At 67.3% G+C, this 12,482-nt stretch carries 9 protein-coding genes; 5 read left to right on the forward strand and 4 right to left on the reverse strand.

Annotated features, from left to right (window positions below):
• Window positions 1-226: 226 nt before the first annotated feature.
• The 3 genes from ACH82I_RS12850 (at window position 227) to ACH82I_RS12860 (ending at window position 3,537) form a co-directional block, all read left to right on the forward strand.
• Window positions 227-1,402 (forward strand): CaiB/BaiF CoA transferase family protein, encoded by a 1,176-nt coding sequence (locus ACH82I_RS12850; RefSeq protein ID WP_230746186.1) that lies wholly within the window; start codon window positions 227-229, stop codon window positions 1,400-1,402.
• 232 nt (window positions 1,403-1,634) lie between these two features.
• Entirely contained in the window at window positions 1,635-2,423 is a 789-nt protein-coding gene (locus ACH82I_RS12855; RefSeq protein ID WP_413333122.1) for a DUF5819 family protein, read from the forward strand.
• Window positions 2,413-3,537 carry an HTTM domain-containing protein gene (locus tag ACH82I_RS12860; RefSeq protein ID WP_413333124.1) on the forward strand — a complete coding sequence of 375 codons (1,125 nt, stop codon included), beginning with the start codon at window positions 2,413-2,415 and terminating at the stop codon, window positions 3,535-3,537. The genes ACH82I_RS12855 and ACH82I_RS12860 overlap by 11 nt, the downstream gene beginning before the upstream one ends.
• 107 nt (window positions 3,538-3,644) lie before the next feature.
• On the opposite strand, the gene clpB is transcribed toward ACH82I_RS12860, so the two are convergent.
• Together clpB and ACH82I_RS12870 are read right to left on the reverse strand one after the other, a co-directional pair.
• Window positions 3,645-6,251 (reverse strand): ATP-dependent chaperone ClpB, encoded by a 2,607-nt coding sequence (gene clpB / locus ACH82I_RS12865; protein WP_413333126.1) that lies wholly within the window; start codon window positions 6,249-6,251, stop codon window positions 3,645-3,647.
• Window positions 6,252-6,420: 169 nt separating this feature from the next.
• Entirely contained in the window at window positions 6,421-7,998 is a 1,578-nt protein-coding gene (locus ACH82I_RS12870) for a Na+/H+ antiporter (protein WP_413333128.1), read from the reverse strand.
• Window positions 7,999-8,123: 125 nt separating this feature from the next.
• Between ACH82I_RS12870 and ACH82I_RS12875 the strand changes: the two genes are divergently transcribed.
• Together ACH82I_RS12875 and ACH82I_RS12880 are read left to right on the forward strand one after the other, a co-directional pair.
• Window positions 8,124-8,906 carry an enoyl-CoA hydratase gene (locus tag ACH82I_RS12875; RefSeq protein WP_413333130.1) on the forward strand — a complete coding sequence of 261 codons (783 nt, stop codon included), beginning with the start codon at window positions 8,124-8,126 and terminating at the stop codon, window positions 8,904-8,906.
• A gap of 45 nt (window positions 8,907-8,951) precedes the next feature.
• Window positions 8,952-9,884, forward strand: a complete 933-nt coding sequence (locus ACH82I_RS12880) for an NAD-dependent epimerase/dehydratase family protein (RefSeq protein WP_230746175.1) — start codon at window positions 8,952-8,954, stop codon at window positions 9,882-9,884.
• Window positions 9,885-9,900: 16 nt separating this feature from the next.
• Here ACH82I_RS12880 and ACH82I_RS12885 read toward each other — a convergent pair whose 3' ends face one another.
• Together ACH82I_RS12885 and ACH82I_RS12890 are read right to left on the reverse strand one after the other, a co-directional pair.
• Window positions 9,901-10,716 carry an SDR family oxidoreductase gene (locus tag ACH82I_RS12885; RefSeq protein WP_413333133.1) on the reverse strand — a complete coding sequence of 272 codons (816 nt, stop codon included), beginning with the start codon at window positions 10,714-10,716 and terminating at the stop codon, window positions 9,901-9,903.
• A 1-nt stretch (window position 10,717) separates the two neighbouring features.
• Window positions 10,718-12,412 (reverse strand): FAD-binding dehydrogenase, encoded by a 1,695-nt coding sequence (locus ACH82I_RS12890; protein ID WP_230746171.1) that lies wholly within the window; start codon window positions 12,410-12,412, stop codon window positions 10,718-10,720.
• Between the last annotated feature and the right edge of the window lie 70 nt (window positions 12,413-12,482).

Raw genomic sequence — 12,482 nt, forward strand, 5'->3', positions numbered from 1 at the left:
CACAGCGCCGCGCGGGACGACGGATTTCGCAGGCGACCGCGCGGTTCTGGAGGGCGAGAGCCGGACGACATGAGGGCGAGAGGCGGACGGCAGGATTCGCCGGTATCCGCACCGGGCAACCCACCGATCCCGTGAGAATCCGATTCGAGTGACCGTATAGTCTGGCCGGAGAGCACGATCCGATTTTTCGCAGGTCGGTCGACGACGGCGCCGAAGGAGGCAGCAGGTGGAGCATGAGGATCAGCAGGACGCATTCGGGCGCGCGGGAACCGGCCCTCTGGCGGGGGTGGTCGTCGCCGACTTCTCCCGAGTGCTGGCCGGCCCCTACGCGACGATGATGCTCGCCGACCTCGGCGCCACGGTGATCAAGGTCGAGGGCCGCACCGGCGATGACACGCGGCACTGGGCCCCGCCTCGGCGAGACGATGATGCGACCTATTTCCTCACGGCGAACCGGAACAAGCACTCCGTCGTCCTCGACTTCAAGGACGCTGACGACCTCGCCGCCGCCCAGGAGCTCGCGCGTCGGGCCGACATCCTCGTGGAGAACTTCAAGGCCGGGGGACTGGCGAAGTACGGCCTCGACTACGACACGGTCAAGGCAGGCAACCCGGGCATCGTCTATGCCTCGGTGACCGGGTTCGGCCCGAACAACCCGCAGCCCGGTTACGACCTGCTCATCCAGGGGCTCTCGGGGTTCATGAGTGTCACCGGTTCCGAGGAATCGGGCCCGGTCAAGGCCGGTGTCGCTGTTGTCGACGTGTTCACCGGACTGCACACGACGGTGGGCATCCTCGCCGCGCTCGCCCACCGCAAGGACACCGGCATCGGCCAGCACGTGGAGACGAATCTGCTGTCCTCGGCGCTCTCCGGCCTGGCGAATCAGACTTCGGCCTATGTGGCCGGCGGGGTCGTGCCGCAGGCGATGGGCAACGCCCACCCGAGCCTCTACCCGTACCAGCCGATGCCCACCGCGCAGGGCCAGATCATCATCGCCGTCGGCAACGACAACCAGTTCAAGAAGCTCGCCGAGGTGCTCGGTCATCCCGAATGGGCGGCCGACGAGCGCTTCGCGAACTTCGCCGACCGCAACGTCAACCGTGCCGAGCTCGAGCCCGCGCTCATCGCCGCCCTGAGTATGCGCACGAACCAGGAATGGTTCGACATCCTCACCGAGGCGGGACTGCCCTGCGCGCCGATCAACACGATCGCCCAGGGCGTGGACCTCGCCTCGTCCTTGGGTCTCGATCCCGTCGCCGAGGCGGGGGCCGGGGGCCGGGTGATCCCGACGGTGGCCAACCCGATCGGCCTGTCCGAGACCCCGGTCAGCTATGACCTGGCCCCGCCGACGCTGGGGGAGAGCACCGAGACGGTCAAAGCGTGGCTGCGCGGGGAGGAATGAGTTGGGGCCCGTGCCCTGTGGTCAGGTGCCCGGGATGTGCGTCCCGGCGGGCGGTGCCCGAGGCCCGGTGGACGGTGTCGGCGACGATCAGCAGATGATGAGGGCGTCCTTGCTTCAGCTGAAGTACCCTAGAGTCTGAGTGTCATCGCCTGACTTACCGAGAGAATGTTGAGCCTCTGCTCGGTCAGGCGGGCGCGACCGTCGTATCGGCCGATAGGATTCTGGAACTGAGATGGACAACAAGACGACTGAGGTGAAGTCGCGGCCTCGGCCGGTGATCAAGCGGACGCTCATGGTCATCGCCATGGCGATCACGGGCTTCCACCTCTTCGCGAGCTTTCTGTGGATCGCCCCGTCCTCGGCGCTGCGGGAGGTGATTCCCGGCGACCTGCTCTCGAAGTACATGATTCCGATGTGGGGTCAGTCCTGGAGCGTCTTCGCCCCCGAGCCGATCAACGGCGACTACTACTTCGATGTCCGTGCGGTGATCTCGACCGGCAACGGTGAGGAGATCACCGAGTGGGTGCGGGCGACCGATGTCGAACTCGACCACTCGACCTACAAGCTCTTCCCTCCCCGTTCGGCGGGTCTGGGTGTCGGTGTGGCCTCCGATCTGAAGGGGGAGTGGGAGGACCTGCCCGATGATCAGAAGGCGATCGTCAAGCTCGACTACTTCAAGGGCGACGATTCGGCCGAGCGGCTCAAGACGAAGCTCGATGAGTATGAGGACCCGAAGAACACTGTGAGCTCCTATCTGGACAGCGAACACACCGCCACGGCCTATGCCACCCAGGTCGCCAAGGCGATCTGGGGTGATGACGTGCAGCGCGTGCAGTATCAGGCGGCCCGGCAGAATGTCGTCCCCTTCTCCGAACGCAACGACAAGTCCGCCGAGCGACCGAAGATCCAGCCGGTTCCCGTCGGGTGGAGGGCACTGGTGACAGAGGACCAGCAGTCGGATGAGGAATTCGCGAAGTACTTCTGCGCCTCGGATGAAGTGAGGTGCGTCGGTGAGCAGTGACGAGACGACGCGGACCGAGAGCCGCGAACCGCAGCGCGATACCACCGAGCGCCCGCGCAACGCCGAACCTACGCGCGAGTCCGCGGCCGCCTCGGCGGAGGAGCGGCTGCCGATCACGACCCAGGTGCGCACGAACATCTCGCGCGGCTGGAACTGGCTTGAGGAGATGCTCACCGGCCGCTATCACGCGACCTACGGCCTGGCGGTGACGCGGATCCTCATCGGCATCACCGGACTCGGCCTCATCCTCACGAACTTCAACGCCAGGCATTACACCTTCGGTGTGGGCAACGCCTGGAGCGGGGAGATCGCGGAGCCGCAGAGCGACTTCCCGAACATCTGGCTCTTCTCCCTCTTCCACCGAGTGGTGACGACTCCGCCGCTGTTCACGGTGATGATGCTCGCCCTGGCCGTCCTCGCCGTGGTCATCACGCTGGGCTGGCACACCCGCATCATCCTGCCGTTCTACCTGGTTCTGTGGGTCAGCTTCATCGAGCTCAATGACGGGGCCGGCGATCAGGGCGACAACGCCTACCGGATGTTCATGATCGCACTGCTCTTCGCGGACACGACCAGACGCTGGTCACTCGATGCGCGCCGGCGCCGACGCAACGCCGACTTCCCCGACGCCGACGGCGGTCAGTGGCGGTGGGCGCTGATCATGGCCAACAACCTCGCGATCGTGGTGCTCGCCTTCCAGGTCTGCGCGATCTACATGTCGGGCGGTCTCTACAAGGCCGGCGGCAGTGCCTGGCAGCACGGCTTCGCCGTCTACAACCCCCTGCACACGCAGCAGTTCGGGACCTGGCCCGTCCTCTCTGACCTGGTCACCGCGTGGGGTCCGGCGGTCGTGGCGATCTCATGGGGATCGGTGCTCTTCCAGTGTGCGTTCCCGTTCATGCTCTTCAACCGCTACACGCGCATCATCGGGCTGCTCGGCATCCTCTCGTTCCACTTGGGCATCGCCCTGCTCATGGGGCTGCCGTGGTTCTCGCTGACGATGATCGCCGTCGATGCGATCTTCATCCGCGACCGCAGCTTCGCCAAACTCAGCGCGTTCCTCCACCGCTGGTGGACGACGACAACGCCGCGGAAGGACACGGCGAAGACCTGAGCCGGCGCGCATGCAAAGAGCTCGGTCTGCGGACCAGAGACCTGTCTGCAGACAGATCTGGTGCACGCAGACCGAGCTCTTGCGGCATCACCGCCGGGGGCGCCGCATCACCGCTTGGGGCGCAGCTCCAGGCCGCTCGCCTCGGGGTCGTCGGGGAGATCGACGATGACGGTGTCACCGTCCTCGACATCACCGGCCAGCAGAGCGCGGGCCAGCTTGTCGCCGATCTGACGCTGGACCAGCCTGCGCAGCGGCCTGGCACCGTAGGCCGGATCGTAGCCCTCGAGGGCCAGCCAGTCCTCGGCCGCATCGGTGACCTCGATCGAGATCCGCCGTTCGGCCAGCCGCTGCGAGAGTCGCTGGATCTGGAGGTCGACGATCGATGACAGCTCTTCGGTGCTCAGCGCATCGAAGAGGACGATGTCGTCGAGGCGGTTGAGGAACTCGGGCTTGAAGGTCGAATGGACGACGTCCATGACCTTCTCCCGCCGCTCGGTCTCCGACAGCGACCTGTCGACGAGGAACTGCGAACCGAGGTTCGAGGTCAGGATCAGGATGGTGTTCCTGAAGTCGACCGTGCGTCCCTGACCGTCGGTGAGCCGACCGTCATCGAGGACCTGCAGCAGGATGTCGAAGACGGACGGATGGGCCTTCTCCACCTCGTCGAGCAGGACCACGGAGTAGGGGCGGCGGCGCACCGCCTCGGTGAGCTGTCCGCCTTCGTCGTAGCCGACGTAGCCGGGAGGAGCGCCGACGAGACGGGAGACCGTGTGCTTGTCGCCGTACTCGCTCATATCGATCCTGATCAGGGCCTTCTCATCGTCGAAGAGAAAGTCCGCGAGTGACTTCGCGAGCTCCGTCTTGCCCACGCCGGTGGGTCCGAGGAAGAGGAACGAGCCGGTCGGCCGATCCGGATCGGCGACGCCGGCCCGCGAACGGCGGATGGCATCGGAGACCGCGGCGACCGCGTCCTTCTGACCGATCAGCCGCTGTCCGAGCACGTTCTCCGCCCCGAGGAGCTTCTCGATCTCACCCTGCATGAGCCGACCCGCGGGGATGCCCGTCCAGGAGGAGACCACCTCGGCGATGTCATTGCTCGAGACCTTGTCGGAGACCATCGGATCGCCAGCCTGCCCGGCCTCGGCCTGAGCCTCCTCGGCTTCGGCCTCGGCGATCTCCTTCTGCACGGCGGGGATCTCCCCGTAAAGCAGCCGGGAGGCCGTCTCGAGATCCGTATCGCGCTGGGCCCGGTCGGCCTGGGAGCGCAGCTCGTCGAGTTTCGTCTTCAGCTCGCCGACGCGGTTGAGGCCGGCTCGCTGGGATTCCCAGGTCGCCTCAAGCCCGCGCAGCTCCTCCTCCTTGTCGGCCAGGTCGGCACGCAGGGCGCCGAGGCGCTCGACCGAGGCCGAATCCGTCTCCTTCGCCAGCGCCATGTCCTCCATCTTCAGGCGGTCGACGGCACGGCGGAGCTCGTCGATCTCGACCGGGGCCGAGTCGATCTCCATCCGCAGCCGGCTGGCCGCCTCGTCGACGAGGTCGATGGCCTTGTCGGGCAGCTGCCGTCCGGTGATGTAGCGATTGGACATGGTGGCCGCGGCGACCAGAGCGCCGTCGTTGATCGAGACCTTGTGGTGAGCCTCGTAGCGCTCCTTGAGTCCGCGGAGGATCGCGATCGTGTCCTCGACGCTCGGCTCATCGACGAACACCTGCTGGAAGCGGCGTTCGAGGGCGGGGTCCTTCTCGATGTTCTCGCGGTACTCGTCGAGGGTCGTCGCCCCGATCATCCGCAGCTCACCGCGGGCGAGCATCGGCTTGAGCATGTTTCCGGCATCCATCGAGGAATCGCCGCCGGCACCCGCCCCGACGATGGTGTGCAGCTCGTCGATGAAGGTGATGATCTGCCCGTCGGCGTTCTTGATCTCCTCGAGCACGGCCTTGAGCCGCTCCTCGAATTCGCCCCGGTACTTCGCACCCGCAACCATCGCGGAGAGGTCGAGGCTGATCAGGGTCTTGTCCCGCAGCGACTCGGGCACGTCGCCGGCGACGATCCGCTGGGCGAGGCCTTCGACGACGGCGGTCTTGCCGACGCCGGGCTCACCGATGAGGACGGGGTTGTTCTTCGTCCGGCGGGAGAGCACCTGGACGACCCGGCGCACCTCCTTGTCGCGGCCGATGACCGGATCGAGCTTGCCCTCGCGGGCGGTGGCGGTGAGGTCGATGCCGAACTTCTCCAGCGACTGCATCGTCTCCTCGGGATTCTCCGAGGTGACCTTCTTGCCGCCGCGCAGATCCGGCAGGGCCGCAAGCAGGGCGTCGCGGGTGGCACCGGCAGAGCGCAGAGCATTGCCGGCGCCCTCCTGTCCGGCGGCCGCGGCGAGCAGCAGGTGCTCGGTGGAGACGAACTGATCGCCGAGTGCGGTCATCTCCTCCTGCGCGAGGTTCATCATCTCGAGACCGGCCCGGGACAGGCTCGGCTGAGACACGGTCGAACCGCTGACCGTGGGCAGGCCGCCGATGACGGCCTCGAGGGCGGTCAGCACGGCCCGCGGATCGGCACCGACCTTCGTCAGCAGGCTCGCGGCCAGCGAATCCTGCTGCTGGAGCAGGGCCGCGACGAGGTGGGCCGGTTCGATCTGATTGTTCCGGCGTGCGACGACGTCGTTGATCGCCGTCTGCAGCGCCTCCCGTGACTTGGTTGTCATCTGTGCGTCCATACGCAACTCCTTCAAAAGTGTTCTGAAATAGCTCTCGAAGAGTTCAACATCTGCAGAGTTGAGTCTATTCCACTCAACTTTGTTTAGGGAAGGAAAATCTCGCGGGCCCAGCCCGCAATCCCAGCCGCGGTCGCGCGTCAGGAAACGGCCCGCGGCCGCCGCCTGAACCTCAGAGCACGAGCACGGACTGGAGGTCGAAGCGGCGCAGCACCTTGTCAGCGACCTCCGGGTCGGTTCCTCTCTCACGTCTGGCCCTGAGCACCTCGGCGCGGGCCGTCTGCATCGCCCGCTTCTGCACCTGCAGCATCTGTTCGCGGTTCTCCCGGAAGGCAGCGGCCTGATCGGAGCTGGCCTGGTCATCCGAGGTGCCCAGCAGCTGGATGTAGAGCATCTTGAACCTCGCGCGCAGGGGTTCGGCGACCTCGTCGGGGAGGGACTCATCGGTCTTGATCTGGTGCAGGGCCGCCTTGTAGGCGCGCATCGCGATCGCCTTCGTCGCCGCCCGCTCCTTCTCCGCCTCGTCGTCGATGCCGAGTCCGTCGACGACGGCCGGGAAGGTCAGCCCCGCAAGCACGAGCGTGACGAGGAGGATCACGGCGGCCGCGACGAGGATGTAGGACCGGCCGGGGAAGGGCTCGCCGGTGTCGGTGGTCGCCGGAATCGACAGCGCCAGGGCGATCGTCGCCAGCCCCCGCATCCCGCCCCAGGTCATCAGCGTGGCATCGCGGAGGTTGAGCGGCGCCGCATCGGGATCCTCGTGCGTGCGCCTGCGTTCGATGAGAGTGCCCAGCAGCAGCCAGCCGAAGCGCACGGCGATGATCACGGCCGCGATCGCCAGGCCCACAAGCACCGCTCGGCCGAGATCGGCGTGCTCGGATTCGACGACCATGCGCAGGTCGAGGCCGATGAGCCCGAAGGCGATCCCGGTGATGAGCATCTCGAGGACCTGCCAGGTCGAGGCCTGCGTGACGCGTTCGGCCGAGTTGCCCTCGACGTCGCGGCGGCGGACCTCGAGGGCGGCGACGACGACGGCGATGACGCCGCTGGCGTGGAAGTGCTCGGCGATGAGGTAGACCCCGAAGGGCAGCATGAGCATGAGCGAGGAGCGGGCTATGGTGTGGTCGATCTTCTCCATCACCCACCACACGACGAAGACGACGGCGAGCCCGATGAGGATCGCGACCACCGCGGAGATGACGAAGGACACGGCGAGCTCACCGAAGTCCACCTCGGTGCCGGCCATCGCCGCTGCCATCGCGGTCTGGAAGATGACGAGGGAGGCGGCGTCGTTGAACAGGCCCTCGGACTGCAGCGTCGACATGATCCGGCGGGGTATCGAGACGGTGCCGGCGACCGCGTCGACGGCCACGGGATCGGGCGGGGCGAGCATCGCCCCGAGCGCGATGGCCGCGGCGATCGAGATCCCCGGGATGAGGAACAGGGCCGATCCGGCCACGGCGGCCACGGTCACGCCGACCAAGGCCACGGCCATGCCGAGGATCGTGCGCCAGCGGATCGAGAACAGCGCCCACGATGTCTTCTGCGCGGCCGCGAAGAGCAGCGGCGGCAGGAAGAGGGGGAGGATGAGCTCGGGCTCGATCGTGATCTCGGCGAAGGTGGGGATGAAGGCACCGGCGATGCCGATGAGGACCATGAGCGCCGGCCAGGGGAGTTTGAGCTTCTGACCGAGTCCGACCACCACCGAGGTTGCGGCACCGAAGCCGATGATCATGAGCAGCGTGGTCATGCGTCTCTCCCTCGCGTCTGGCCCTCCGGCCCCACCTGACCGAGACTGCCTGCGCAGCCTTCGCAGCAGCGGGATTCGGGCACAGCGTCCGCATCGGTCGAGTCGAACTTTGGCAGAATGTGATTATGTCCGACTCAATTGTATTCTCACTCCTCGACGACGACGGCGTCGCGTCCGTGACGATCAACGAGCCCGAAACCCGCAATGCGCTGTCGCGGTCCGTGATGGCAGAGCTCAGTGACACCCTCGCCGAGGTGGGGCGGCGGACCGATGTGCGCGCAGTGATCCTGCGGACCGCGGGGCACGTGTTCAGTTCCGGTCATGACCTCAAGGAGATCCGCGGTGCGGATCTCGAGGCCCAGCAGGCGACGTTCGCCGCCTGTGCCGAGCTGATGCAGACCATTCAGGCGATCCCGCAGCCGGTCATCGCCGAGGTTCAAGGGGTGGCCACGGCGGCGGGCTGTCAGCTGGTGGCCGGATGCGATCTCGCGGTGGCGGCCCGTTCGGCACGGTTCGCCACTCCCGGGGTGAAGATCGGCCTGTTCTGCTCGACGCCGATGGTCGCCCTCTCCCGCGCGGTGCCGGCGAAGACGGCGATGCGGATGCTGCTGACCGGTGAGTTCCTCTCCGCCGAGGATGCCCTCGGCTTCGGTCTCATCTCCGACCTCGTGGCCGACGAGGAGCTCGAGTCCGCGACCCTGGAGCTGGCGCGCACGGTCGCGTCCGCCTCGTCGGCTACAGTTGCCATAGGCAAGGCGGCGTTCTACGAACAGCGTGAGCTGCCCCTGGCCGAGGCCTATGAGCGGATGTCTCAGGTGATGGCGGAGAACGCGATCGCCGCCGATGCGCAGGAGGGCATCGATGCGTTCCTGGGCAAACGGGAACCGCACTGGCAGCACCGAGGTTGATGAGCGTGGTGAGGTTCGGAGCAGACGGATGAGGGAGGAATCGACGTGGCGGTGATTGTGACCGGAGCCAGCGGCTTCATCGGCGGTGCCATCGCGCGTGCGCTGGCCGAGCGCGGTGAGACGGTCTACGCACTGTGCCGACGCGACCCCGAACTGCCCGGCGTGAACTACCAGCACTGGGACATCACGCAGCCCGCACCGGCGCCCGTGCAGTCCCTGGCCGCGAAGGCCACCGCCGTCTTCCACTGTGCCGGCATCGCCTCGATCAGCGCCGCTGACGACGATCTCTATGCGGTCCGGGTGACCGGGACGAGGAACGTCCTCGACGCCTTCCCGAAGGCTCGGATCGTCCACCTGTCATCGACGACGGTGTACTCCTCGACCGCTCCCCACTCCGACCTGTGGGAAGAGGCCGGACCGAAGGACCCCCAGGACTTCGGCGATGCCTACTCGCGTACCCATGCCCTTGCCGAACAGCTCGTGGCCCGGATCCGCCCCGATGCCGCGATCCTGCGGCCGGCAGCGGTCTACGGTCCGGGCGAGACGATGCTCATGCCCTTCCTCCGCGACAGTGCGAAGCGGGGAGTGCTGCGGCTGCCGGGCGGCGGCCGTCAGAAGATCACCCTGACCCATGTCGACAATGTCGTGCGGGCGGCGCTCGCCTGTCTCGATGTGCCCTCGGCGTCGGGCCCGTTCAACATCGGCGACCCCACCCCGTACCGGCTCAAGGACGCCGTGGCCACGCACTTCGCGAGGATGGGCTACGAGCCGGTCGTCATCGAAGGCGTTGCCAAGGACAAGGCGCTCGTCTCGGCGAAGGTGGGACTGAAGATCCGGACCTTCTTCAAGCGCGGGGATATGGCCAGGCTCTTCCTCGTCGAGTACCTCCAGCACGACCGGACCTACAACCTCTCGCGGCAGCAGCGGGTGCTCGGGATCTCGACGACCCAGCACCTCATCCCGTCTCGGTTCCAGTAGGAGGAGGGGCCCGCCCTCAGCGCCCCGACAGCCCGTGTTGGCGGGCGACGATCCGTGACATCACACCTCGGCGGAGTGCCCGCTTGAGCAGGAACGGCAACGGCGAGCGACTGCCCACCGAGTAGAACTCGCGGGGCCGCTGCGCCTCGATGGGCTTGAGGATGGTCGCCGCGACCGTGTCGGCGGAGATCCCACCGCGCTCATTGGCATCGAGGTGCTCAAGCATCGTGCTCACGTCCTCGGCATAGACGGAGCCCTCATCGAGGTACTTCGTGCGTCGCTGCCCGATCCCGGTGGCGATCGACCCGGGTTCGACGACGCTGACCCACACGCCGAATGGGGAGAGCTCCTGTCTGGCGGCCGTGGCGAAACCGCGCAGCGCCGCCTTCGAGGCGACGTAGGAGCTGCGATGGGCCAAGGGGAAGCTCGCGAGCATCGACCCGACCATGATGACGCGACCGTGCCCACGGGCGCGCATATGCGGGAGCACCAGCTGACTCAGCTGCACCGCGCCGAAGACGTTCGTGCGGAACAGCCGCTCGATCGCCGCGACCGGCAGCTCCTCGAACGGTCCGGACTGGCTCTCGCCGGCATTGTTGACGAGGATGTCGACCTCGTCGAGACGGCCGGCCAGTGCCGTGATGCTGTTCGGTTCGGAGAGGTCGAGCGGCAGATAGTCCACGCCGGGGATCCGGGCGGATTCGGCGATCGCTTCGGGGTTCCGGCTGGTCGCGAGCACCCGGGTGCCGCGGGAGGCGAGCATCCGGACCACGGCCGCTCCGATGCCGGAGGTGCCGCCGGTGACGAGTGCGGTGCGGTTGTTCGACGTCATCTCAGTTCCCCTCACTTGAGCCATCTGCCACCCCGCGCCCGGCCCGCAGGCCCGAGAAGATGCAGCCGCCGAGGAAGGTGCCCTCCAGCGCGTTGTACCCGTGCATGCCGCCCCCGCCGAAGCCGGACACCTCACCGGCGGCGAAGAGTCCGGGAATCGGTGCACCTGAGCTCCCGATGACCTGCCCGTCGAGGTTCGTCTCGAGCCCGCCGAGGGTCTTGCGGGAGAGCAGGCTCAACCGCACCGCGATGAGCGGACCGTGAGCCGGATCGAGGATCTTGTGCGGCTTGGCCGCCCGCACGATCTTGTCGCCGAGGTAGGACCGGGCATTGTGGATCGCCTGGACCTGCGCGTCCTTGGAGAACCCGTTGTCCATCTGCCCATCGCGTTCGACGATCTGGGCCACGAGCCGGTCGTGGTCGATGAGCGGCCCACGCGAACGGGCGTTCATCCCCGCAACGAGCTCCTCGGTGGTCTCGGCGACGACGAAGTCCGAGCCGTAGCGTTTGAACGCCTCGACCGGTGCCGGCGCATCGCTCGAGCGCACCCGATCGAGCGTGACCCGCAGGTCCTTCTTCGTGATGTCCGGGTTCTGCTCCGAACCCGAGAGGGCGAACTCCTTGCGGATGATCGACTCGTTGAGCACGAACCACGAGTAGTCGTACCCGCTCTCGAGGATCGTGCGCATCGTCCGGTTGGTGTCGAAGCCGGGATAGTTCGGTGCCGGAAACCGTCGGCCCTCCGCATCGAACCACATCGACGACGGGCCCGGGATGATCCGGATGCCGTGATTCGGCCAGATCGGATTCCAGTTCTCGATGCCTTCCGTGTACGCCCAGATCCGGTCCCGGTTGATCAGGCTCGCCCCGGCGTCCTCGGAGATGGCGAGCATCCGCCCGTCCACATGGGCGGGAACCCCGGCGAGCATCGTGTCCGGGAACTCGCCGAGGCGCTCGACCGGCCAGTACCTGCGCATGAGATCGAAGTTGTGCCCGATCCCGCCGCTGGTGACGATCACGGCAGGAGCGCGGAGCACGAAGTCCTCGCGCTCCTCCCGGTTCGAGGCCACCCCGCGGGCGGTGTGGCTCGGTGACAGCACGCGTCCGCGCACCCCGACGACGGCGCCGCCTTCGGTGATGAGTTCGTCCACGCGATGGCGGAACGCGAAGTCGACGAGGCCGTTCGCCTCGGCGCGTTCGACGGGTTCGCGGAAGACCCGGACCACCTCGGGGCCGGTGCCCCAGGTGAGGTGGAAGCGCGGCACGGAATTGCCGTGTTCGGAAGCCCCCGAACCGCCGCGTTCGGCCCAGCCGACGATCGGGGTCAGGCGCAGCCCCAGGTCACGCAGGTAGCTGCGCTTCTGCCCGGCGGCGAACTCGAGATAGGCCTCGGCCCACTTCCGCGGCCAGTGGTCCTCCGCGCGATCGAATCCCGCCGAGGTGGCCCAGTCGCGTCGTGCCAGCTCGAGGGAGTCATGGACGCCGAGGCGGCGCTGCTCGGGGGAATCGATGAGGAAGAGTCCGCCGAGGGACCAGAACGCCTGCCCGCCGAGGTTGGCCCGGTTCTCCTGATCGAGGACGAGGACTCGTCTGCCGGCCTGGGTGAGCTCGTGGGCGGCGACGAGTCCGGCCAGGCCGGCCCCGACGATGATGGCGTCGACCTCGGTGGACACGGGGGGCGTGGTGGGTGAGCTCATCGTGGGCGACTCCTTCGTCGGCGGTCGGATCGATCGATCCCTCTGCCCCCAGATTACTGGGCAGTACCGC

The sequence above is a fragment of the Brevibacterium sp. GP-SGM9 genome (genome assembly GCF_047300845.1).
Classification (GTDB): domain Bacteria; phylum Actinomycetota; class Actinomycetes; order Actinomycetales; family Brevibacteriaceae; genus Brevibacterium.